Annotated in this window: 18 protein-coding genes; 6 read left to right on the top strand and 12 right to left on the bottom strand. The window is 72.9% G+C overall.

The features are described 5' to 3' along the window. From ABEB09_RS08515 to ABEB09_RS08525, 3 genes are all read left to right on the top strand, one after another. Entirely contained in the window at positions 1 to 414 is a 414-nt protein-coding gene (locus ABEB09_RS08515) for a roadblock/LC7 domain-containing protein (protein WP_006127847.1), read from the top strand. Positions 415 to 510: 96 nt separating this feature from the next. Beyond that, on the top strand, positions 511 to 1,083 hold the full coding sequence (locus tag ABEB09_RS08520; RefSeq protein ID WP_345688696.1) for a DUF742 domain-containing protein: 573 nt from the start codon (positions 511 to 513) through the stop codon (positions 1,081 to 1,083). Then, entirely contained in the window at positions 1,064 to 1,645 is a 582-nt protein-coding gene (locus ABEB09_RS08525; protein WP_069978110.1) for a GTP-binding protein, read from the top strand. The genes ABEB09_RS08520 and ABEB09_RS08525 overlap by 20 nt, the downstream gene beginning before the upstream one ends. A gap of 165 nt (positions 1,646 to 1,810) precedes the next feature. On the opposite strand, the gene ABEB09_RS08530 is transcribed toward ABEB09_RS08525, so the two are convergent. The 5 genes from ABEB09_RS08530 to ABEB09_RS08550 all read right to left on the bottom strand — a co-directional run bounded on the left by ABEB09_RS08530 (position 1,811) and on the right by ABEB09_RS08550 (position 10,299). Further along, positions 1,811 to 2,017, bottom strand: a complete 207-nt coding sequence (locus tag ABEB09_RS08530; protein ID WP_345688699.1) for an acyl-CoA carboxylase subunit epsilon — start codon at positions 2,015 to 2,017, stop codon at positions 1,811 to 1,813. A gap of 12 nt (positions 2,018 to 2,029) precedes the next feature. Beyond that, positions 2,030 to 3,613, bottom strand: coding sequence for an acyl-CoA carboxylase subunit beta (locus tag ABEB09_RS08535; RefSeq protein WP_345688701.1), 1,584 nt, complete (start codon positions 3,611 to 3,613; stop codon positions 2,030 to 2,032). A gap of 190 nt (positions 3,614 to 3,803) precedes the next feature. Continuing rightward, positions 3,804 to 6,170, bottom strand: a complete 2,367-nt coding sequence (locus ABEB09_RS08540) for a polysaccharide lyase 8 family protein (protein ID WP_380842508.1) — start codon at positions 6,168 to 6,170, stop codon at positions 3,804 to 3,806. 179 nt (positions 6,171 to 6,349) lie between these two features. After that, on the bottom strand, positions 6,350 to 6,514 hold the full coding sequence (locus tag ABEB09_RS08545) for an NPCBM/NEW2 domain-containing protein (RefSeq protein WP_380867726.1): 165 nt from the start codon (positions 6,512 to 6,514) through the stop codon (positions 6,350 to 6,352). Further along, positions 6,490 to 10,299, bottom strand: coding sequence for an endo-alpha-N-acetylgalactosaminidase family protein (locus tag ABEB09_RS08550; protein WP_345688703.1), 3,810 nt, complete (start codon positions 10,297 to 10,299; stop codon positions 6,490 to 6,492). Before ABEB09_RS08550 ends, ABEB09_RS08545 begins: the two co-directional genes overlap by 25 nt. 225 nt (positions 10,300 to 10,524) lie before the next feature. Between ABEB09_RS08550 and ABEB09_RS08555 the strand changes: the two genes are divergently transcribed. Together ABEB09_RS08555 and ABEB09_RS08560 are read left to right on the top strand one after the other, a co-directional pair. Next, positions 10,525 to 11,133, top strand: coding sequence for a YceI family protein (locus tag ABEB09_RS08555; protein ID WP_345688705.1), 609 nt, complete (start codon positions 10,525 to 10,527; stop codon positions 11,131 to 11,133). A gap of 135 nt (positions 11,134 to 11,268) precedes the next feature. Further along, a complete protein-coding gene (locus tag ABEB09_RS08560) occupies positions 11,269 to 12,492 on the top strand; it encodes an acyltransferase family protein (protein WP_345688707.1) in 1,224 nt (407 codons plus the stop codon). On the opposite strand, the gene ABEB09_RS08565 is transcribed toward ABEB09_RS08560, so the two are convergent. From ABEB09_RS08565 to ureA, 7 genes are all read right to left on the bottom strand, one after another. After that, the gene (locus tag ABEB09_RS08565) at positions 12,402 to 13,766 is read right to left on the bottom strand and encodes a hypothetical protein (protein WP_345688709.1); all 1,365 of its coding nucleotides are present in this window, start codon (positions 13,764 to 13,766) and stop codon (positions 12,402 to 12,404) included. The two genes, ABEB09_RS08560 and ABEB09_RS08565, sit on opposite strands and share 91 nt — an antisense overlap. A 47-nt stretch (positions 13,767 to 13,813) precedes the next feature. Beyond that, the gene (cimA, locus tag ABEB09_RS08570; protein WP_345688711.1) at positions 13,814 to 15,469 is read right to left on the bottom strand and encodes a citramalate synthase; all 1,656 of its coding nucleotides are present in this window, start codon (positions 15,467 to 15,469) and stop codon (positions 13,814 to 13,816) included. A 325-nt stretch (positions 15,470 to 15,794) separates the two neighbouring features. Then, on the bottom strand, positions 15,795 to 16,343 hold the full coding sequence (locus ABEB09_RS08575) for a TetR/AcrR family transcriptional regulator (RefSeq protein WP_345693879.1): 549 nt from the start codon (positions 16,341 to 16,343) through the stop codon (positions 15,795 to 15,797). A gap of 74 nt (positions 16,344 to 16,417) precedes the next feature. Beyond that, entirely contained in the window at positions 16,418 to 16,933 is a 516-nt protein-coding gene (locus ABEB09_RS08580) for a hypothetical protein (RefSeq protein WP_345688713.1), read from the bottom strand. 44 nt (positions 16,934 to 16,977) lie between these two features. Then, positions 16,978 to 18,009: an agmatine deiminase family protein gene (locus ABEB09_RS08585; protein WP_345688715.1), complete on the bottom strand. Its 1,032-nt coding sequence runs from the start codon at positions 18,007 to 18,009 to the stop codon at positions 16,978 to 16,980. Between the two features lie 117 nt (positions 18,010 to 18,126). Beyond that, complete coding sequence (locus tag ABEB09_RS08590) at positions 18,127 to 19,848, bottom strand: urease subunit alpha (protein ID WP_345688717.1); 1,722 nt, start codon at positions 19,846 to 19,848, stop codon at positions 18,127 to 18,129. Further along, positions 19,845 to 20,552, bottom strand: coding sequence for an urease subunit gamma (ureA, locus tag ABEB09_RS08595; RefSeq protein WP_345688719.1), 708 nt, complete (start codon positions 20,550 to 20,552; stop codon positions 19,845 to 19,847). Before ureA ends, ABEB09_RS08590 begins: the two co-directional genes overlap by 4 nt. 173 nt (positions 20,553 to 20,725) lie before the next feature. Here ureA and ABEB09_RS08600 point away from each other — a divergent pair, with 173 nt between their 5' ends. Beyond that, positions 20,726 to 22,180, top strand: coding sequence for a cytosine permease (locus ABEB09_RS08600; protein ID WP_345688720.1), 1,455 nt, complete (start codon positions 20,726 to 20,728; stop codon positions 22,178 to 22,180). Positions 22,181 to 22,391 lie beyond the last annotated feature (211 nt).

Below are 22,391 nucleotides of genomic sequence, written 5' to 3' on the forward strand. Positions count from 1 at the left end.
ATGAGCCAGGCGGCGCAGAATCTGAACTGGTTGATCACCAATTTCGTGGACAACACCCCCGGGGTGTCGCACACGGTGGTGGTCTCCGCCGACGGACTCCTGCTGGCGATGTCCGAAGGTTTCCCGCGCGACCGTGCCGACCAGCTGGCGGCGGTCGCCTCCGGGCTCACCTCGCTGACCGCGGGTGCCTCCCGGATCTTCGAGGGCGGCGCGGTCAACCAGACCGTCGTGGAGATGGAGCGCGGCTTCCTCTTCATCATGTCCATCTCGGACGGCTCCTCGCTGGCCGTCCTCGCCCACCCCGACGCCGACATCGGTCTCGTCGGTTACGAGATGGCCCTTCTCGTGGACCGTGCGGGCAGCGTCCTGACTCCGGACCTGCGTGCCGAACTCCAGGGAAGTCTTCTCAACTAGCAGACGGACCGTGCGTTTCTCGCCACCGCACCATAGGGTGCGGTGGCGCGGCTCCACAGGGACATGGACCGGCACACGGCAGTCGGAGGAGGACACGTGGCAACACCCCCAGGCGGACACCAGCCGTACGACGGTGCTCACCAGACGCAGGGTGACAACGCCCAGAACCGCTTCAACTTCCCCTCTGCGCCCAGCAGACAGGGCTTCCAAGGGCCCTATCAGCAGCCGCCGCAGCCGTCGTACGACCAGCCGTACGGCCAGCACGTACCGCGCAGCCAGCCGGTGCAGCAGCGGCGGCGTCCGGAGCCGGCGTCCTCGTCGGGCAACCACAACCCTCTGGTCCGTCCGTACGCCATGACCGGCGGCCGGACGCGACCCCGGTACCAGCTCGCCATCGAGGCGCTGGTGTCGACCACGGCCGATCCCTCGCGGCTGCAAGGGCAGTTGCCCGAGCACCAGCGGATCTGCCGGCTGTGCTTCGAGATCAAGTCGGTGGCCGAGATCTCGGCGCTTCTCTCCATCCCCCTCGGCGTTGCCCGGATCCTCGTCGCCGACCTGGCGGAGGCCGGACTCGTCGCCATCCACCAGCCCGGCGGTGACGAGGCCGCCGGCGGCCAGCCAGACGTGACACTGCTCGAAAGGGTGCTCAGTGGACTTCGCAAGCTCTAGCGGCGGTGCGGCCCGCTCAACCACCAGCGCGAAGATCGTGGTGGCGGGCGGCTTCGGCGTGGGCAAGACCACGTTCGTCGGCGCCGTCTCGGAGATCAACCCGCTGCGTACCGAGGCCGTGATGACGTCCGCGTCCGCGGGCATCGACGACCTCACCCACACCGGCGACAAGACGACGACGACCGTCGCCATGGACTTCGGCCGGATCACCCTGGACCAGGACCTGATCCTGTACCTGTTCGGTACGCCGGGTCAGGACCGGTTCTGGTTCATGTGGGACGACCTCGTACGCGGCGCCATCGGCGCGGTCGTGCTCGTCGACACCCGTCGGCTCGCGGACTGCTTCCCGGCCGTGGACTACTTCGAGAACAGCGGCCTGCCCTTCGTCATCGCCCTCAACGGCTTCGACGGCCACCAGCCGTACACCCCCGACGAGGTGCGCGAGGCGCTGCAGATCGGACCCGACACCCCGATCATCACCACCGACGCCCGCCACCGCGCGGACGCCAAGAGCGCGCTCATCACGCTCGTCGAGCACGCGCTGATGGCCCGCCTGCGGTAAGTCCCGCCGCCGGCGCCCGCGTTGCCGCGAGAAGGCCCGTAGCACCCTCTGGTGCACGGGCCTTCGCTCGTATCCGGGGCTGGTCCTCGCGGCGGTGGCCCCGTCGGGCAACGCGAAAGGCCCCGTCTCGTGGAGACGGGGCCTTCGACGTGTGCCGGGCGGGTGTCAGCCCTGCCAGGAGTGGGCCGCGCGGAAGCCGGACTGGCGCTCCAGGCGGCGCCAGCCTGCCGTGGAGCGGGCGCGGCGGGGAGCCGGCACGGCGGCCGTGGCGTTGGCGCGGGCCAGGAGGACCGCGGTGATGGCGGCCAGCTCCTCGGGCGCGGCGTGGCCCTTCTCGACGCGGAGGAGGGATTCGGCGGCGGGTGTGGTCACAGGGCGCTCCTCTTACTGAGGCGGGTTGCCGTGCTTGCGGGACGGCAGGTCGGCGTGCTTGGTGCGGAGCATCGCGAGGGACTTGATGAGGACCTCGCGGGTCTCTGCCGGGTCGATGACGTCGTCGACGAGCCCGCGCTCCGCGGCGTAGTAGGGGTGCATCAGCTCGGCCTTGTACTCCTTGACCATGCGGGCGCGCATGGCCTCGGGGTCCTCGGCGTCGGCGATCTGCCGGCGGAAGATCACGTTGGCGGCGCCCTCGGCGCCCATGACGGCGATCTCGTTGGTCGGCCAGGCGTAGGTCAGGTCGGCGCCGATGGACTGGGAGTCCATGACGATGTACGCGCCGCCGTAGGCCTTGCGCAGGATCAGCGAGATCCGCGGGACCGTGGCGTTGCAGTACGCGTACAGCAGCTTGGCGCCGTGGCGGATGATGCCGCCGTGCTCCTGGTCGACGCCGGGCAGGAAGCCGGGCACGTCGAGGAGCGTGAGGATCGGGATGTTGAACGCGTCGCACATCTGGACGAAGCGCGCGGCCTTCTCGGACGCCTCGATGTCCAGGACACCGGCCAGGGTCTGCGGCTGGTTGGCGACGATGCCGACGACCTGGCCGTCGAGCCGGGCCAGGGCGCAGATGATGTTGCGGGCCCAGCGCTCGTGGATCTCCAGGTAGTCGCCGTCGTCGACGATCTCCTCGATCACCTTGTGCATGTCGTACGGCCGGTTGCCGTCGGCCGGCACGAGGTCCAGCAGTATGTCGCCGCGGCGGTCCGCCGGGTCACCGCTCGGGTGGGCCGGGGGGTTCTCGCGGTTGTTGGAGGGGAGCATCGACAGCAGGTAGCGGACCTCCGCGATGCAGGTCTCCTCGTCGTCGTACGCGAAGTGCGCCACGCCCGAGGTCTCGGCGTGCACGTCGGCGCCGCCCAGGCCGTTCTGGGTGATCTCCTCACCGGTGACCGCCTTGACGACGTCCGGGCCGGTGATGAACATCTGCGAGGTCTCGCGGACCATGAAGACGAAGTCGGTCAGCGCCGGGCTGTAGGCGGCGCCGCCGGCGCACGGGCCGAGCATCACGGAGATCTGCGGGATGACACCCGAGGCCTTGGTGTTGCGCTGGAAGATGCCGCCGTAGCCGGCGAGGGCGGAGACGCCCTCCTGGATACGGGCGCCGGCGCCGTCGTTGAGGGAGACCAGCGGGGCACCGGCCGCGATGGCCATGTCCATGATCTTGTGGATCTTGGTGGCGTGGGCCTCGCCCAGCGCGCCGCCGAAGATCCGGAAGTCGTGCGCGTAGACGAAGACCGTGCGGCCCTCGACCGTGCCCCAGCCGGTGATCACACCGTCGGTGTAGGGCTTCTTGTTCTCCAGGCCGAAACCCGTCGCCCGGTGCCGGCGCAGCTGCTCGACCTCCCGGAACGATTCCGGGTCCAGCAGCAGCTCGATGCGCTCCCGGGCGGTCAGCTTGCCCTTGGCGTGCTGTGCCTCGGTCGCGCGCTCGCTCGGGCCGCGCCGGGCCTCCTCGCGCAGGGCGTGCAGCTCGGCCACGCGCCCGCGGGCGTCGGTCGGCTCTCCCTGGGTCTCGTCCACAACGGTCATGCACCGACCCTACGGAGCCGACCAAGGAAATCCCGCCGTTGACTCTGTACAGTCTCCGGACCCATCTCCTGTACGGGCTGAACAGAACCGTTTCGCGGTGCAGCCCTAGTGCCAGCTTCAGGGCCGGGTCCCTTGTGGGTTCCCTACAAGGATTCGGGGTGTGGAGGCCCGCAGAGGCGGAGGCCGGGATTCAGCCGAGCGCCACTTCGCAGCGGTGTCCGGCGCACGCCCTGCCGGGTGACACGCGCAGTCGGAGGGTACGCCCGGTGGCCAGCACCTCGATCGCCGGGTCGTGCGCGAGGACCCCGCGGACCGGCCGGTGCCAGGTGATCTCCAGGGGCTGCCCGGTCCGGGTGGGCTCGGCGATGTGGAGGGTCGCGGTGCCGCCGCGCCGCCGCCGGACGAGGACGCTCGCGGGGGCGGTGGCGGTGAGCGGGCCCGCCGTACCGGCCTGCCACAGGTTGGCGAAGGTCAGGCCGAGCGAGGGCACCTGCGCGGCCTGGTGGGCGGCGGTGTTGGCGAGGATCCTCAGCCAGCCGGGGTCGGCGGCGCGGGCGGCGACGGTACGGCGGGCGGCGCCCGGCATCAGCAGGTAGACGTACGAGGCGCCGGCCGGGTCGGTGCCGTGGTCCAGCCAGAGCGTCTGGTAGCGGCGGGTGCGGCGTTCGGTGCTGGAGGAGGTGTTGATGTCGCGCCAGGCGCCGGTGCGGTCCTCGCGCAGGGTGCGCAGCGGTCCGGTTCCCTGGGGCAGGACCCAGCCGCCGTGGCCCTCCAGGTGGGCCCAGCGGGTGCCGGTGGTGAGCGCGGCCGTGCCGGCCTCGCCGAGGTTCCGGTTGTCGACGACCGTCTCGACGGGCACGCCGTCGGCGCAGGTGATGCCCGCGCCCAGGCAGATCACGGCGTCGGCGGCGCAGAACCAGGACTTGCGGGCCTCCAGGGTGGAGCCGAGGCCCCGGACGTGCTGGCCGACGGCGGCGTACTCGCCGTCGGTGACTCCCCCGACCCAGCGCACGGGCGGCTTGGGCGCGCCCCATTCGCCGCCCTCCCGGTCGGCGAGCCGTTTGGTCGACACGGTGGTGCCGGGCAGCCGGTACCAGTCGACGGTGGGCCAGAACCAGTCGGTGTACTGGGCGTCGCCGGCGGTGCCGGGTCCCGGGCCCCACCAGGAGAGCATTCCGGCGCCGGTGTGCCAGCCGCGCGGGTTCTCGCCGTTGCCGCACTCGTAGGCGGCGATGCGGTCGGAGGACATGGCGATGTTGGCGGCCCAGCCGGGGCGGCGGTGGACGGCCCGGTCCATGGCGGCGAACAGGGTGTGGCCGGTGGCCTCGGGGGCGGCGGGGACGGGTGAGGCGGCCACGGCGTGCAGCCGGGCGAGGTCGGCGACGCCGAACTGGGGGGCGGTGAGGATCGGGCTGACGGTGTCCCGCTCGATCCAGCCCTTCACGCGCGCGTGCCACCGGTCGCGTTCGGCCGGGCTCGCCCCGGCGGCCAGGAGGGCGATCGCGGCGATGATGCCCTGGCCGTGGTAGTGGTCGCTGCGCATCGTGCCGCGCGGGTCGTTGCGGAGGATGCCCCGGCTGATGGCGCGGCCGTTGACGCTGTCCATCATCAGGCCGTTGCGCAGGAGCGGGGCGTACGCGCGCTCGACGCTGTCGAGGACGATCTGCCGGTGGGGGTCGGTGACGGCCCAGGTGGAACCGGCGAGCAGGGCGAAGAGCCGGCCGAGCCCGTCGAGGAGGACCTGGCCGTAGGTGCCGGTGTAGGCGACCCAGAGGTGCTGGACGAAGCTGCCGTCGGCGTAGAGGCCGTCGCCGGAGGTGACGTACGGGAAGACGGGCGAGAGCGCGTCCCGGGCGAGGGCGGTCTTCTCGGGGCTCCGGCCGAGGACGCCCCGCAGGGCGACGGAGCGGCACAGGTCGACGCGGTTGGCGCCGGTGGAGGTGCCGCTGTAGTCGCGGAGCACGGCGTCGGGGACGAAGTGGTCGACGGCGGCGCAGGCGGCGGCGATCCGGTCCGGGTCGAGGTGCTCGTACAGGACGGCGACGATGTCCATGAGGAGGCGGGGGCTGCCGATCTGCCACTCCCACCAGTTGCCGTAGCGGGTGGTGGAGGGGTTGTAGACGCGGGCGGAGACGTGGTCGAGGCCGGTGCGGACGGCGTCGAGGAGTGCGGGGTCGCCGGTGCGGCCGGTGCCGGGCTGGGCGTACGCCTGGGTCATGGTCCACAGGCGGTGGTAGCTCTGGGTGATGCCGGAGGGCGGGGTGAAGGGGTGTCCGGGCCAGAGGGAGGTGTCCGTGGGGGCCATGGCGGCCTGGTAGCGGGTGGCGAGGTCGCCGGCCCCGGCGAGCCGGGAGGCGTAGGGCTCGGCGGCGGGGTCGTAGCCGGTGCCGAGCTGGAGGGCGACCCAGCGCCGGCGGAGGTCGGTGAACTCGTCGGCCATGGTGCTCCGTCGGGCGGTGGCGGGTGCGGCGGAGGCCGGGCCGGGCAGCGCGAGGGCGGTGGCGGTGGCCGCGGTCAGGAAGGTGCGGCGGGACCAGTCGTGCGGGATCGGCGGCACGGGGCCTCCCGGGGAAGTGGTGTAGACCTGCCGGACCGCCCCAGTGCAGCACCGGGGCGGGCGATATCGCAATGGGCATGACAGGACGGAGGGGAAGCGCTTTCGAAGGGGCGGCTTCCGGACCGGTCCGGAAGCACGGATACCCGCCCCCGGACCGGCCCGCAAGAAGCCGCGCGGGCTCATCCCCCGCAGTGGAAGCGGGCGTTCCCCCAGTCGGCGTGGTCGTTGCCGTTGCCGTCGCCGCCGTCCTCGACGACCAGCTCGACGTAGTCGGCACCGGCCACGCCGGCGCTGATCGCCCGGGCGGCCCCGCCGCCCCTCAGCACCGGCGTCTCGGCCCGCACCTGACCGTCCGCCAGGACCCGGAAGCGGACGCTCCCCCGTGTCCCCTGACTGTCGTCGACGCCCACGTCGGCGGTGAACGAGGCGCACCGGCCGCCCAGGTAGTACCGCACGGCCGCCGGCGCGTGCGTGCCGAGCCCCTTCGCGTCCGGAAGCGGACGCTCCCCCGTGTCCCCTGACTGTCGTCGACGCCCACGTCGGCGGTGAACGAGGCGCACCGGCCGCCCAGGTAGTACCGCACGGCCGCCGGCGCGTGCGTGCCGAGCCCCTTCGCGTACGGGACGCCACCGATCCGCAGCGGCCCGCCGTCCCCCGCCCCGGTGGAGCCGTTGGCGGAGTCCCGCTCGACGGGGCCCCAGCCGCTGCGGGCGGACACCCAGTCGTGGTCGCTCGCCCAGGTGTCGGCCACGGGCGGGGGCGGCAGGGTGCGGACAGTGCTCTGCGCGCCGAGCCGCCGCTCGCCGCCGTTGTCCCCGCCGACCGCGTAGGTGGCGGTGGCGCTCAGGGCGTACGCCCGGTACGGGGCGTCGGCCGGCGGGGTGACCTGCCAGGTGGCGGTGGCCGGGGCGCCGGACGCGACCGCGCCGAGGGTGACCGGGCCGGCGGGCTGGGCGGTCCAGCCGTCGGGCAGGGCCAGGGTCACGGAGGCGCCGGTGGCCGGGGCGTCCTCGTCGTGGGTGAGGGTGACCGCGACCCGGTTGGCGCCGCCGGGCTCCAGGGCCTCGGGCGCGGTGAGGGCGAGGGTGCCGCACGCCACGGGTTCGGCGGCCGGGCCGAGGTCGGTCACGGTGAAGCGGTCCAGCACGAAGTCGGCGCCCTCGGGAGCGCCCTGGCGTTTGCGCAGCCCGGTCCAGGTGGAGTCGCCGCAGCCCGCCGTCACGGTCTCGGTGAAGTGCCCGGTCGTGCGCTGCTGCCCGATGGGGGTGCGCCGCGTCTCGACGGAACGCCCGTCCTTGTCGTAGCCGGTGATCCACTCGTACGCCCCGGCGTGGCTGGACTGGAAGTCGTACGCGACGGCGTAGCGGTGTCCCGCCTTCAGGGGGACGGTCCAGGGCGCGGTGCGGTAGACGAGCCCGGCGTTCTCCGAGTGCGACTTCAGCGACTCGGCGCCCTCCAGGACGTCGTCGACGAGTTTCCCGTTCCACCCGGCCTGGGTGTAGGGGGCGTGGAGCCGGCTGATGTGCGTGCGGGGGTCGTTGGCGCCGCCCGCGTCGCCCTTGAGGAAGGGCCCCCAGCCCTGGTCGACGGCCTCGAAGTCCTCGTACACGAGCGTGCCCGGCTTGGTGGCGGGGTCGTTGGCGACGACCCGGACGTCGTCGACCCGGACGGTGGCGGCGCTGCCGCCGTCGGCGGTGACGGCGAGCGTCGCCGTGCCGTCGGCCGGGGCGGTGAAGTGCACCTTGGCGCGCTGGAAGTGGGTGGAGTGCCAGTCGGACGCGGCGACGCGGTTCATCACGGGTGAGCGTTCGACGGTGACCGACGCGCCGCCGGCGGACAGGACGGTGCGGCGTGACCTGCCCGGCTCGACCTCGATCCAGGCGGACGCGGCGTAGCGGCGGCCGGGCTCCAGGCCGGTGAGCCGCTGGCTGAGCCCGGCGGCGCCGGGCCCGGCGAGTGCGGCGCTGGTGCGGCCCTGCGCGTCGGTGTGCCGGGTGAGGGTCCCGCTCGTGGTCCATGCGGCGAGGCGGGCGTCGTTGAAGCCGGGGTCGTCGACGGGTGTGCCCTCGCCCCAGCGGGGGTCGGCGGGGTCCGGGGCGCTGTCGCGGTAGAGGACGTACGCCTGGCCCGGGGCGGCGGTGAGGGTGAGCGTGCCGTCGACGGCCCGCACGGTGCCGGTCCTCACGCGGCCGTTGTCGGTGAGGCGGTACACGCTGTACGGGCCCGGCGCCGCGACGGCCCAACGGGTCGTGCCGCCGCCCTTGTTGTAGTGGTACAGCTTGCGGCCGCCGTCCCAGGGGAGCAGGTAGCGGTCGCCGTCGAGGACCTTGCGGCCGTGGTCGTAGAAGGTGCGGCGGCCGTTCTCGACGGTGCCGCGCAGGCCTCCGGTGAAGGTGATGTCGTCGCCGTCCCAGCGGGTGATGCGCTGCTTCTGGAGGTACTTGGCCGGGAGGTTGCGCTGCCAGACGTTGTCGAGGAAGGCCCGGAAGTCGGTCTCGCCGGTCCAGCCCTCGAAGTCCTCCAGGGCGGTCTGGCCGAGGACGGGGTGGTTGTTCCAGACGTCCTTCTCGCCGTTGCGGATGAACCGGATGATCTGCGAGTTGAGGCCCTTGTTGGTGGCGCCGCCGTAGTCGAGGTCGTTGGCCCAGTGGGACCACAGCGAGCCGCGCTCGAACTTGTCCGACCACTCGGTGCCGACGTGCCAGCCCTGCTTCTGCACGGTGCGCAGCGTCTTGTCGGCGACCCAGCCGTGCGTGTAGTAGACGTCGATGTAGAGGAAGGACAGGTTCGGGTCGGTCTCCGCCCTCAGTTCGGCGAACCGGCGGGCGAGGTCGCCGCTGGTGAGGTCGCGGCGCTGGTCGATGTAGTAGCTCTGGTTGAGCCAGTTCCAGCCGGGCTTCGTCCGGTCGACGAGGGTCTCGCTGAAGTTCCTGGCCTCGGGGTACGACTCGGTGGCGTTGACGTGGACGCCGAAGGTGGCGCCCCACTTCCGCCCCTCCTTCAGCAGGGTGTTGAGGTCGTCGAGACCGCCCGCGCGCTTGTTGTGGTTGCCGCCGTAGTCGGGGTGGGCCGAGTCGTGGCCCTCGGCGCCGTACCCCTTGAGGACGGCGAGCTGGCCGAGCCCGTCGGTGGCGAGCGAGACGCGCTTGACGTCGTCGAGGGTGCGCAGGAAGGGGTGCGTGGCCTGGCTGGCGAAGTTGAAGGGGATGTGGGTGACGACCCGCTCGGGGGTCTGCTCGCTGCCCGGCGCCTTGATGCCGATGGCGCGGAACGCGACCGCGGCGTCCTGCCAGTCGGTGGTGCCGTCGCCGTTGGCGTCGGGGGTGACGACGACCCGGGCCCAGGGGAGGTCGGCGCCGGTCTCGGGGGCGGTGGCGCCTTCGCCGCGGTAGGTCCACTGACCGGACCGGACGCCGACGCGGACCTCGCCGTCGGCGGTGGTGCGGGCCTGGTGCCAGAAGCGGGCGGCGTCGCGGTTCGTGGGGCCCGAGGGTTTGTCGTACGTGGAGTTGGACTCGACGGCAGCGGCGAGGGCGCCGGTGTTGACGAGGGCGTACGTGGCACCGGTCGGCGCGGCCTCGGCGGGGGTGGCTCGGGTGACCGTGGCGAAGGTGTCGGCGGTGCGGGTGGAGTCGGGGTCGAGGCGGGTGAAGGCGGTCGCGGCGCCGGGCTCGTCGGAACCGACCGAGACCAGGTCGTGGCCGGGGATGTCGATCGTCCGGACGCGGAAGGCCCCGGTGTCCCGGACGGCCGTGACGCGGAAGGTGGTGGTGCGGCCGGCCACGTCGAGGGCGGTGTCGATCTCGACGCCCGGGAGGGCCGGGAAGGTGAGCGTGTAGGCCGCGGAGGCGGCGGTGAGGGCGACCGGGGCCTTGAGCGCGACGGCGTACGGGGTGCCGTTGAGCGTGACGTCGGTGACGGGCCGGGTGGAGCCGAGGAGCCGGGTGCCGCGGGCGCGGTCGGTGTACGACAGGACGCGGGGGAAGTCGCGGGCGACGGCTACGGCGAGCTGGGGCGAGCCGATGGTGGCGGGGGCCTCCGGGGGTGCGGCGGACAGGGGCGGGGCGAGGGCGAGGAGGACGGCTGAGGCCGCGGCGAGGACGCCCGCGGCGCGGAATCCGGTCGACATGGGGACTGGGTAGCCGGGGGGTCATGACCGCGTCAACGACGGCGGACGGGAGCGGGGAGCCCAGTCCAAGAGCACCGGAAGCAGAGTCCAAGAGGCGGCACCGAGCGGCCCCGCAAAGAATCATGGAATGAGTAGTTGAAATTTGAACTTCACCGCCCTACAGTCGGATGTAGTTGAACGTTGAACCATCAACGCCATCTCTCGACCTCTCCGAAGGAGCACGTCATGGGTCTCTTCAGCCGCAGCACCGCAACCGCCACCGCCCCGGCCACCACCGCCGCCGTCGACCCGGCCCTGGCCGCGCTGACCGGCACGTACACCATCGACCCGGCGCACAGCAGCATCGGCTTCACCGCCCGCCACGCCATGGTCACCAACGTGCGCGGCGCCTTCACCGACTACGAGGGCACGCTCGTCCTCGACGGCTCGGACCCGTCCGCGTCCGCCGCCTCGCTGGACATCCGGATCGCGTCCATCGACACCGGCAGCGGCGACCGCGACGGCCACCTGCGCAGTGGCGACTTCTTCGACGCGGAGCGGTTCCCGCTGATGACCTTCCGCTCGACCTCCGCCGAGGCCCTGGGCGGCGAGGACTACCGGATCACCGGTGACCTCACGATCAAGGACGTGACCCGGCCGGTCGCGATCGACCTGGAGTTCAACGGCGCCGCCAAGGACCCGTTCGGCAACGAGCGCGTCGGCTTCGAGGGCAAGGCCGAGATCCTGCGCTCGGAGTGGGGCCTGACGTGGAACGCGGCCCTGGAGACGGGCGGCGTGCTGGTCAGCGACAAGATCAAGCTGAAGTTCGAGATCTCCGCGATCCGCACGGCGTGACCCGGGCGACCGCCCCGCGTCGCCACCCCGGCCACACCCACGAGCGCGCCCGCCCTGCCATCCGGCACGGCGGGCGCTCGGCGTACGGGCCCCTGCCGGACCGGCCGCACCACACCGGCCCCGGATAATCGCGCCATGCGCCGCACCGCCGCCACCGAGCGCCCCGCCCCGCTGCCCGCCCTCCCCCGGCGGGACCGGCTGCCCTCCCTCACCGGACTGCGCTTCTGGGCCGCGCTGGCCGTGGTGCTGTACCACCTGTCCCGGCAGGTCGGCGAAATACCCGGGCTGAGCGACGTGACCTGGTACGGCCGCAGCGGGGTGACGTTCTTCTTCGTGCTGTCGGGCTTCGTGCTGGCGTGGACGTACGACGGGACGCGGGTACCGGCGAAGGTCTTCCTGTGGCGGAGGTTCGCCCGGATCTGGCCGCTGCTGGCGGTCACGACCGCCCTGTCGGTCGGGGTGTGGCTGGCGCTCGGCACCGCGGTGAGCGCAGGGGCGGTGGCCGGGACGCTGCTGCTCGTCCACGCCTGGGTGCCCGACCCGGTCGTGCTGCGCGGCGGGAACCCGGCCGCGTGGTCGCTGAGCGACGAGGCGTGGTTCTACCTGCTGTTCCCGCTGCTGACGGCGCTGCCGGTGATGCGGTCGGGACGCGGCCGGCGCCGGGTCGCGGGCGCGGTGTGCGCGGGAGTGGTGCTCCTGTGGCCGGCCGGCGCGCTGATCGCGGACCCGTCGCTACGGGCGTGGGCGCTGGACTACCTGCCGCTGACGCGCACCCTCCAGTTCGCCCTGGGCGTGGCCGCCGGCGTGGCCGTGGCGCGCGGCTGGCGCCCGCCGTTCGGCCTGTGGCCGGCCGTCACCCTGGTCGCCGCCTGGCACCTGGCCCTGATCCCCTGGTCGCACGCGGTGCCGGACTCCGCCTGGTACGGCCCGTACCAGGCCTCGCAGCTCCTGGCGACGCCGCTGTTCGCCCTGCTGGTGGCCGCCGCGGCCCACGCCGACCTGCGGGGCCACCGCACGGGCCTCGCCGGCGCCCGGCACCTGCGGCTGGGCCACTGGTCGTTCGCCTGGTACCTGATCCACGAGATCGTGATCCGGGTGTGGCTCGGCGCGCACGGCAAGCCGCACGATCTCCCGCACACCGCCCTGGCGTGGATGGCCGTGATCACCACGAGCCTGGCCTTCGCGGCAGCCGCCTACCACTGGGTGGAACATCCGTTGGAGCGGTGGCTGCGGAAGTGGGGCCCGGCCGGCGCGGCGCGGCGAGCGGGTCAGAACCCTCCGCCGCCGAAGTCCCCTCCACCGCCCCCGAAGTCCCCGCCCCCGCCGCCGAAGTCGCCGCCGAAGTCGGACGGGTTGTAGTCCGCGCCCGAGAAGTCGCCGCCCGCGAAGGATTCGTAGCCCTCACCGCCGTACTCGGCCGCGTAGGCCGGGGTGGCGAGCATGGTGCCGAGCATCGTGCCCACCAGGAGGCCCGGGAGGAGGGTGCCGCCGTAGTAGCCGCCGGCCCAGGGGCCGTAGGCCGGGCCGGCCTCCCAGTAGGGGCGGGGGCCCAGCTCCGTGGAGACCGTGCGGGCGGCCGGGTCCTGACCGGCCTTGAGGCGGGACTCGTCGGCGGCGCACACCGGGACGTCGCGGGGGCTGCCGCCGGGCGGGGTCCAGGGGAGTTCCGTCACGGACGGGCCGTGGCGGGGGTCGAAGAAGCAGGGTGCCCGCCGCTCGGGAAGCGGGCGGCCCTCGCGGCGGGCGGCAAGGACGGCCAGCGAGAAGCGGCCGTCCGCCAGGGCCTCGGTCACGCCCCGGACCTCGCCGGGGTGCCGGGCCCCGCCCATCAGGGTCTTGGCCTTGTCGTACGCGTCGAGCGCGCGCTCGTAGTCCGCGCGCATCGCGTCGTCCGCACCGGCCTCCGCCGGGTGGAAGTCCAGCCGGTCCAGCTCCTCGCCGAACGCCGTGATGTCCTCGTCGACGACGGTCCGGAGCTTGTCCAGGGCCTCCTGCTCCTCCGCCTGCCTCCGGCGCCGCTTGCGGACGAGCATCGCGGAGACGCCCGCGCCCGTCGCCGCGAGGAGCGCGCCGACCGTGATCAGACCGCCCACCGGGACCTCGTCCCCGGGCACGCCCGCCCAGGACGACGGAGCCGTGCCACGCGTCTGCGGCAGCGCCTGGTCCACGAAGTTGTTCAGCTCCGTCACCGCGTCCACGCCCGGCTGGTGGACCGCCGCCACCAGGTTGTCCACCGCCCGCGGCGAGAGCACCACCCGGTCCGCGCCCGCGTCGAACGCGTCGCCCAGGCGGACCCCGTACACGCCCGTCACGCCGGTCAGCGTGCGCAGGTCACGCAGCAGCGTGTCCTCCGGGAACTCGGCCGTCGCCGGGAGCACCGCCACCATCACCGGCTTGTCGGCATCGAGGATCTTCTCCTCCAGGGCCCGTTCCTGCGGGCCCGGCAGCTGGCCGGCCGCCTGCGGGTGCACGTACACCGGGCCCTGCTTCAGCGCCGCGGCCGCCTCGCGCAGGCCGTCGGATGCCGCCTTCGCGCCCGCGGCGGGGACCAGGACCAGGAGGAGCGCCAGTACGAGCCCCGCCGCGGCCGACAGCGAAGAAAGCACGGAGAAGGAGAACACCTTCGTCCTCATACCATCGAAATTACCCCATTCGGGGGAATTCGAGCATTACTACCGCTCTACTGCCGCGGCTCGTTCTCCGGAACGCTCTCCGGGGGCTTCACCCCTGCCCTCAGCAGGCCGTACGTGTACGCGTCCACCAGCGCCTGCCACGACGCCGCGATCACGTTCTCGCCGACCCCGACCGTCGACCACTCCGCGTCACCGTCGCTCGTGGTGATCAGCACCCGCGTCGTGGACTCCGTGCCGTGGCGGCCCTCCAGGATGCGGACCTTGTAGTCGACCAGCTCGAACTTGGCCATCTGCGGGTAGATCCGCTCCAGGGCCACCAGGAGCGCCCGGTCCAGGGCGTTGACCGGGCCATTGCCCTCGGCCGTCGCGACGATGCGCTCGCCGTCGGCCCACAGCTTCACCGTCGCCTCGTTGGCGTGCGTACCGTCCGGGCGGTCCTCGACGATCGCGCGCCAGGACTCCGTACGGAAGTAGCGCAGCGGCCGGCCCTGGACCTCCTCGCGCAGGAGCAGCTCGAACGACGCGTCCGCCGCCTCGTACGTGTAGCCGCGCAGCTCGCGCGCCTTGACGCGCTCGACGACCCTGCCGACCAGCTCGCGGTCGTCGCCCAGGTCGATGCCCAGCTCCTTGCCCTTCAGCTCGACGGACGCGCGGCCCGCCATGTCGGACACCAGCATCCGCATGGTGTTGCCGACCAGCTCGGGGTCGATGTGCTGGTAGAGGTCCGGATCGACCTTGATCGCGGAGGCGTGGAGGCCCGCCTTGTGCGCGAAGGCGGAGACGCCGACGTACGGCTGGTGGGTGGAGGGGGTGAGGTTGACGACCTCGGCGATCGCGTGGGAGATACGGGTCATCTCCGCGAGGGCGCCCTCGGGCAGGACGCGCCGGTTGTACTTCAGCTCCAGGGCCGCGACGACCGGGAAGAGGTTGGCGTTGCCGACCCGCTCGCCGTAGCCGTTGGCGGTGCACTGGACGTGCGTCGCGCCGCCGTCGACGGCGGCCAGCGTGTTGGCCACGGCGCAGCCGGTGTCGTCCTGGGCGTGGATGCCGAGCCGGGCCCCGGTGTCGGCCAGGACGGTGGAGACGACGGCCTGCACCTGGGCGGGGAGCATGCCGCCGTTGGTGTCGCACAGGACGACGACGTCGGCGCCCGCCTCGTGGGCCGCGCGGACGACGGCCTTGGCGTACTCGGGGTTCGCCTTGTAGCCGTCGAAGAAGTGCTCGCAGTCGACGAAGACCCGGCGCCCCTGCTCGCGCAGGTACGCCACGGTGTCGCGGACCATGGCGAGGTTCTCGTCCAGGGTGGTGCGCAGGGCCAGCTCGACGTGCCGGTCGTGGGACTTGGCGACCAGCGTGATCACCGGGGCGCCGGACTCCAGGAGCGCCTTGACCTGCGGGTCCTCGGAGGCCTGGATGCCGGCCCGGCGGGTGGAGCCGAAGGCGACGAGCTGGGCGTGCCGGAAGCGGATCTCGTGGCGGGCGCGGGCGAAGAACTCCGTGTCCCGGGGGTTCGCCCCGGGCCAGCCGCCCTCGATGAAGCCGACGCCGAACTCGTCCAGGTGCCGGGCGATCGTCAGCTTGTCGGCGACGGTGAGGTTGATGCCCTCACGCTGTGCGCCGTCGCGCAGCGTGGTGTCGAAGACGTGGAATCCGTCGTCGACACGCCCCTCGGCAGGGGAACTGTCGGCGGTCTCCGTGGTCATGGCTGTCCTGCTCCTGTGGGATGTGGCCGGATTGGCCGGCTCCACCTGCCCCCATTCTCGCGCGCCGCCCTCCGCGCCCGGGGTGGGGCCGGAAAACGAAAAAACCTCTCGCGGGTGCGAGAGGTCTGCGCGCGGGTCTGGGACACGGTGTCCACTGCCGCTTCGGTGTGGTGTCGCGGTTCAGTGGTCACTGCGGACCGGCGCGCTGCTGCCGATAATCATCGGGTTTGCGAGCACGGGGGCAGTTTGCCACAAGAGGGACGGCACGTGGGCACGGGTCTCACGATGCGGTCAAGAGGGCGGGGCGGCGGGACCGGTGGCCCGCTCAGTCGCCCGCCAGCAGGGAGTCCTCCAGGTGTTCCCGTACGTGCGTGAGCACCTGCTCCCGGCCCGTTCCCGGTATCCCCACCGCCACGTGCACGCTGAAGCCGTCGAGGAGGGCGCGCAGCCGGGTCGCGTACCGGTCGGGGTCGACGCGGCGCAGTTCGCCCCGCGAGATGCCCTCCGCCAGCAGGGCGACCAGGTCGCGGTGCCAGGCGCCCTCGATGGCCGCCTGACGGCCGCGGGCGTCCTCGTCGGCGTTCTGCGACCGGTTCCAGACCTCCAGCCAGAGCGTCCAGTGCGGGTCGCGGGGCCCGTCGGGCACGTACAGCCCGACGTACGCGGTGAGCCGCTCCGCCACCGGGAGGTGCTGCCGCGACAGCAGCGCGCTGCGTTCGGCGCCCAGGCGGCCCTCGCTCCACTCCAGGGTCTGGAGCAGCAGCTCGTCCTTGGTGCGGAAGTAGTAGAGGAGGTGGCCGCTGCTCATGCCGACCTCGCGGCCGAGCCCGGCCATGGTGAGGCCCTCCAGTCCGCGTTCGGCGATGGTCGCCATCGCCGCGGCCAGCACGTCCTCACGCGGCGGTGCGTGGTTCCGGCGGCGCGCGCCGGGCGGTTTGCGGGGCTCGTTCACTCGTCAGTTGTACCTGATCTCCAGCCGGCGTCGGTCATGCGCGAGCGGAGCGCGGCGATCTCGCCGGGTGTGGGCGGTCGGTCGGGGAGGGCGTCGACCTCGAGGCCGAGCACTTCCCGTACGACGGCCGCCACCTGGTCGGCGGGCAGCGCGTCGGAGAGGAGGGCGACCAGCGCCGGCCCGTCCTCGTCGTCCCAGCCGTCGTACACGACCTCGCGCAGCGCGACGACCGCGGCGACGGCCGCGGGCGGCAGGGTCGTCCAGGCACGGATCCGGGCGACGTCCTCGTGCACCTCGTCCATGAACCAGCGGAGCACCTCGTACGGCACGTGGTGGTGGCCGTCCGGCGGGGAGAGGCAGAACGACGGCTCACGCGTCGGGTCCTCGTCGGGGACGATCGCGGTGAGCATGCCCTTGTGGTCGCGGTGGTCGAGCTCGATGCGCCAGGCGTCCTCGGACAGGACGTAGATGCGCGTGATGCTGTAGCCGTCGTACGGCGTGGGCTCGGGCATGGACGCAGGGTGTCAGCCGCGCCCATGCCCCTGCCAGCGGTTTCTCAGACCTTCGGCTGCTGCTGCGTGATGCAGTGGATGCCGCCGCCGCCCGCGAAGATCGTGCGGGCGTCGACCAGGGTGACCGTGCGGTCGGGGAACAGGCGGCGGAAGATGCCCGCCGCGATCTCGTCGCGGGGGTCGTCGAAGGCGCACAGCACGACGCCGCCGTTGCAGATGTAGTGGTTGATGTACGAGTAGTCGACCCACTCGCCGTCCTCCTGGAGGACCGTCGGGGCCGGGACTTCGACGACCTCCAGCGCGCGGCCTCGCGCGTCGGTCTGGGAGCGGAGGAGGGCGACGTTGGCCTTGCACAGCTCGTGGTCCGGGTGGGCCGGGTCGGGCTGGGTGTGGGCGACGACGACGCCGGGGCGGGCGAAGGCGGCGACGATGTCGACGTGGCCGCGCGTGCCGTACATGCCGTAGTCACCGGTCAGGCCGCGCGGCAGCCAGATGGCCTTCGTGGTGCCGAGCCGGGCGTGGATCTCGGCCTCGACCTGGGCGCGGGTCCAGCCGGGGTTGCGCTCGGGGCCGAGCTGGACGGTGTCAGTGAGGAGGACGGTGCCCTCGCCGTCGACGTGGATGGCGCCGCCCTCGTTGACCAGCGGCGAGGCGTGGACGGGGACGCCCGCCACGTCGGCCACATGCCGGGCGATCTTGGAGTCGTGCTCCCAGCGCGCCCAGTCGGCGGCGCCCCAGCCGTTGAACACCCAGTCGACTGCGGCGAGTTGGGTGCCGTCGGTGACGAAGGTGGGGCCTATGTCCCGCATCCAGGCGTCGTCCAGGTCCCGTTCGACCAGCTCGATGTCGTCGCCCAGCAGGGCGCGGGCCGAGGGGGCGTCCCCGGGCGCCACGACCATGGTGACCGGCTCGAAGCGGCGTACCGCGCGGGCCACGGAGGCCCAGGCGGTGCGGGCCTCGGCCAGCTCCTGCTCGTTGGTGAACGTCGGGTTGGTGCTGGGCCAGGCCATCCAGGTCCGCTCGTGCGGGGCCCACTCCGGGGGCATGCGGAAGCCGGCGGGGGTGCGCGACGTCATGGAGTCGTCCTTGTCGTCCGGGGAGTCACGGGGGTTACGGGGGTTACAGGGGTGAAGGGGTTTACGGGAGTTGGGGGAGTTGCGGGACTTGCGGGTCCCGTACGGGAGTTGCCGGGCTCAGAGGAAGTACAGGCGGTTGAGGGAGACGGAGTCGGCCGGGTCCGAGCGGACCGGGTCGCCGTCGAGCGTGACGAGCCCGGTGCGGGCGTCCACGGCGACGTCGCCGATACGGGAGTTGAGCAGCAGGTCGCCGGGGCCGATGCCGCGTGTGCCCCGGACGGCGACCCGGCGGCGGCGCGTCGGCATCAGGTCGGCGCCCAGCTGGGCCGCCGCGCCGGAGACGAAGGCGACGGAGATGTCCGCGGCCGTGGCGCCGTGCGCGCCGAACTGCGGGCCGAGCACCAGCGGTTCGCAGGTGTCGGTGGCCGCGTTCGGGTCGCCCACGACCCCGTACGCCGGGAAGCCGGCCTTGAGGACGAGCTGGGGCTTCGCGCCGAAGAACTCCGGCCGCCACAGCACGATGTCGGCGAGCTTGCCGACCTCGAGGGAGCCGACCTCGTGCGCGAGGCCGTGGGCGATCGCCGGGTTGATGGTGAGCTTGGCCATGTAGCGCAGGACGCGGGCGTTGTCGTCGCCGTGCCCATCGCCCTCCAGCGGGCCCAGCTCGGCCTTCATCTTCCCGGCCATGGCGAAGGTCCGGCGTACGGTCTCGCCGGCCCTTCCCATGCCCTGCGCGTCCGACGACGTGATGCCGATGGCGCCCAGGTCGTGCAGGACGTCCTCGGCGCCCATCGTCCCGGCCCTGATCCGGTCGCGGGCCATGGCCGCGTCGCCGGGCAGGTCGGTCTTGAGGTCGTGGACGGAGACGATCATCCCGTAGTGCTCGGCGACCGCGTCCCGCCCGAAGGGCAGGGTGGGGTTGGTGGACGAGCCGATGACGTTGGGGACGCCGGCCATCTTCAGGACGTTGGGGACGTGCCCGCCGCCGCAGCCCTCGATGTGGAAGGCGTGGATCGTCCGGCCTTCCAGGACCTTCAGGGTGTCCTCGACCGACAGGCACTCGTTGAGGCCGTCGCTGTGGAGGGCGACCTGGACGTCGTACTCCTCGGCGACCCGCAGGGCGGTGTCGAGGGCCCGGCTGTGGGCGCCCATGTCCTCGTGGACCTTGAAGCCGGACGCGCCGCCCTCGGCCAGCGCCTCGACCAGCGGGGCTTCGTGGGAGGAGGAGCCGCGCCCCAGGAAGCCGATGTTGACGGGCCAGGCGTCGAAGGCGTTGAAGGCGTGGCGCAGCGCCCAGGGCGAGTTGACGCCGACGCCCCAGACGGGGCCGAACTCCTGGCCGATGATCGTGGTGACGCCGGAGGCGAGCGACGCCTCCATGATGCGGGGCGAGAGCAGGTGGACGTGGGTGTCGACGGCTCCGGCCGTGGCGATCAGGCCCTCGCCGGACACGATGGACGTGCCCGTGCCGACGACGACGTCGACACCGTCGAGGGTGTCGGGGTTACCGGCCCGGCCGATGGCGTGGATGCGGCCCTCGCGGATGCCGATGGACACCTTGCGGATGCCCTGCACGGCGTCGATGACGAGGACGTTGCTGATGACGACGTCGCAGGTCTCGCGGACGGCGGCGGCCTTGAGGTGCAGTCCGTCGCGGGCGGTCTTGCCGAACCCGGCCAGGAACTCGTCGCCGGGCTTCTGGGCGTCGGACTCGACGCGGACCGTGAGTCCGGAGTCGCCGAGGCGGACGCGGTCGCCGGCCCGAGGGCCATGGGTGGCGGCGTACTCGTACGGGGTGAGGCGGTGGGCCTCAGCGGGGTGGCCTCCGGGACGGCTCATCGCTCGACCTCCTGATCAGTGGTGCCCGATACGCCCAGGTAGCCGCAGGCCGCCGCCCTGCGCAGGGCCTCCTCCTTCGCGCCGGGCGCGTCCAGCGGGCCGTCGACCAGCCCGGCGAAGCCGATGGCGACGCGGTCGCCGCCGATGGGCACCAGGCCCACCTCGGCCTCGCCACCCGGGTCGAACCGCATGGAGGACCCGGCGGGGATGCACAGGCGCATGCCGTACGCGGCGGCGCGGTCGAACCGGAGCCGCGGGTTGGCCTCGAAGAAGTGGAAGTGCGAGGTGACGCTGACCGGCACGGTGGCGGTGTTGCGGACGGTGAGCTTCACCTGGGGGACCAGCTCCTCGTAGCCGGGTCCTGGCAGCAGTGCGCCGGGGGCGTCCTCGCCGGCCGAGGGGGCGCCGATCGGGTCGGAGACGACCGCGAGGCGGGAGCCGTCGTCGAAGACGGCCTCGACGTGGACCTCGGTCACCACGTCGGCGACGCCCGGCAGGACGTCGTCGGGGCCGAGCACCGAGCGCGCGGCCTCGATCGCCTCGGTGAGTCGCCGTCCGTCCCGGGCCGCCTCGCAGACGGTGTCGGCGATGAGGGCCGTGGCCTCCGGGACGTTGAGCCGCAGTCCGCGGGCGCGGCGGGCACGGGCGAGTTCGGCGGCTCCGAAGAGCAGCAGCCGGTCGCGTTCCGTGGGGGTCAGTCGCACGTCCTTCACACCTCCTGGCGTGCACAGCATTAGAGCGCCACTCTAACCCTGGGATGCCGGAAAAGAAACCGTTGACTTAGGGCGCCCACATGGGTGACATTGAGCGTCGTTCTAAAGTGCGACGGGACCGGGCACCGGAACTGCCGGGAGACCGGGACCGCAGGGAGAGAGCCATGCCGATCGAACAGCGCGGCGTCGACGCCATCCCCGAGGCGGAACGCACCAGCGGGCCCCGCGACCTGATCGCGATCCTGCTCGGATCGAACCTCTGCCTGGGGGTGATCGTCTTCGGCTGGCTGCCGGTGTCCTTCGGCCTCGGGCTGTGGCCCGCGGTGACCTCGGTGGTCGCCGGCACGGTCGTCGGCGTCCTCGTCACCGCCCCGCTCGCCCTGGTGTCGCTGCGCACCGGCACGAACCTGTCCACGTCGTCCGGCGCCTTCTTCGGCGTACGCGGCCGGCTCGTCGGTTCCGTCGTCGGCCTGCTCCTCTCGCTGGGCTACACCGCGCTGACGCTGTGGATCGGCGGCGACGTGATGCTCGGCACCCTCGCCCGGCTGTTCGGCGTGCCGACCGGGCCCGGGGCGCACGTCCTGGTGTACGTGCTGCTGGCGGGCTGCACCGTGGTCGCCGCGGTGTACGGCTACCAGCTGCTGCTGCGAGTGAGCAGGGCGCTCGCCCTCGGGATGACCCTGCTGCTCGTGCTGGGCGTAGTGGCCTACGCCGGCGACTTCACGGCCGCGCCGCCGCCGGACACGCCGTACCTGCTCGGGTCGTTCTGGCCGACCTGGCTGCTGTCGGCCGTGGCGGCGGGGCTGAGCGGACCGGTCGCCTTCATCACGCTGCTCGGCGACTACACGCGGTACGTCTCCCCCCTGCGGCACAGCGGCCGCTCGGTGTGGCGGGCCACCTGCGTGGGGCTGTTCCTGGGGCTGCTGGTGCCGCAGCTGTTCGGTACGTTCACGGCGCTGGCCGCCCGCGCGGGGCTCGACTACGCGGGCCCGCTCGTCGCGACGGCCGCGCCCTGGTACCTGCTGCCGCTGCTGGTCGCCGCGAGCGCCGGCTCGGTCGGCAACGCCGGGCTGATGCTCTACTCGATGGGCCTCGACCTGGACGCGATCGTCCCGCGGGCGACGCGCGCCACGGCCACGCTGGTGGTGGCCGCGGTGGCGACGGCGTTCGTGTTCCTGGGCCACTTCGCGTGGGACGCGCGGTCGGCGATGACCTCGTTCGTGCTGCTGCTGACGGCGATCGGCACGCCGTGGGCGGTGATCACCCTGATGGGGCACCTGCGCTGCGGCGGTGCGTACGACGCCGAGGCCCTCCAGGTGCTGAACCGGCGGGCGCGGGGCGGCGCGTACTGGTTCCGGGCCGGCTGGCACCCGCGGGCCACGGCGGCGTGGGCGCTGGGCGCGACGACGGGGCTGGCGTCGGTGTCGACGCCGCTGTACGAGGGGCCGCTGCTGCCGATGACGCTCGGCGTGGACTGCAGCTTCATCCTGTCGGGGCTGATGGGAGGGATCGCGTACGCGGCCCTGACCCTCGGCGAGCCGCGCGTACCGGCCACGGCGAGCGGGGCGGCGGAGCCGGAGAGGTCGCTGTTCGAGCCCTCGGCCCGGCCTCTACGATGATCATCGACTGATCGAACAGAAAAACGGGGAAAGCGGGGGCACGTGGAAGAGGTCGCGGGATCGCCGGCCGTGAGGGTGCTGAAGACGATCGGCGGGCTGCTGGTGTTCTTCGCCGACGTCTGGGCGTCCCTGATCGGCGGCGCGCGGCGGCGGCGCGGGCAGGGCGACGACTGACGCCGGCGTGTACGGCGAGGGCCCGGCTCGCGGCGGG

The organism is Streptomyces coeruleoprunus, from assembly GCF_039542925.1.
Lineage (GTDB): Bacteria > Actinomycetota > Actinomycetes > Streptomycetales > Streptomycetaceae > Streptomyces > Streptomyces coeruleoprunus.

Excerpts from the sequence above, each read along its gene's own strand:
- ABEB09_RS08555 (WP_345688705.1), top strand. The coding sequence starts at position 10,525 with ATGGGTCTCTTCAGCCGCAGCACCGCAACCGCCACCGCCCCGGCCACC.
- ABEB09_RS08580 (WP_345688713.1), bottom strand. The coding sequence starts at position 16,933 with ATGCCCGAGCCCACGCCGTACGACGGCTACAGCATCACGCGCATCTAC.
- ABEB09_RS08585 (WP_345688715.1), bottom strand. The coding sequence starts at position 18,009 with ATGACGTCGCGCACCCCCGCCGGCTTCCGCATGCCCCCGGAGTGGGCC.
- ABEB09_RS08515 (WP_006127847.1), top strand. The coding sequence starts at position 1 with ATGAGCCAGGCGGCGCAGAATCTGAACTGGTTGATCACCAATTTCGTG.
- ABEB09_RS08560 (WP_345688707.1), top strand. The coding sequence starts at position 11,269 with ATGCGCCGCACCGCCGCCACCGAGCGCCCCGCCCCGCTGCCCGCCCTC.
- ABEB09_RS08600 (WP_345688720.1), top strand. The coding sequence starts at position 20,726 with ATGCCGATCGAACAGCGCGGCGTCGACGCCATCCCCGAGGCGGAACGC.
- ABEB09_RS08575 (WP_345693879.1), bottom strand. The coding sequence starts at position 16,343 with ATGGCGACCATCGCCGAACGCGGACTGGAGGGCCTCACCATGGCCGGG.
- ABEB09_RS08550 (WP_345688703.1), bottom strand. The coding sequence starts at position 10,299 with ATGTCGACCGGATTCCGCGCCGCGGGCGTCCTCGCCGCGGCCTCAGCC.
- ABEB09_RS08565 (WP_345688709.1), bottom strand. The coding sequence starts at position 13,766 with ATGAGGACGAAGGTGTTCTCCTTCTCCGTGCTTTCTTCGCTGTCGGCC.
- cimA (WP_345688711.1), bottom strand. The coding sequence starts at position 15,469 with ATGACCACGGAGACCGCCGACAGTTCCCCTGCCGAGGGGCGTGTCGAC.
- ABEB09_RS08590 (WP_345688717.1), bottom strand. The coding sequence starts at position 19,848 with ATGAGCCGTCCCGGAGGCCACCCCGCTGAGGCCCACCGCCTCACCCCG.
- ABEB09_RS08535 (WP_345688701.1), bottom strand. The coding sequence starts at position 3,613 with ATGACCGTTGTGGACGAGACCCAGGGAGAGCCGACCGACGCCCGCGGG.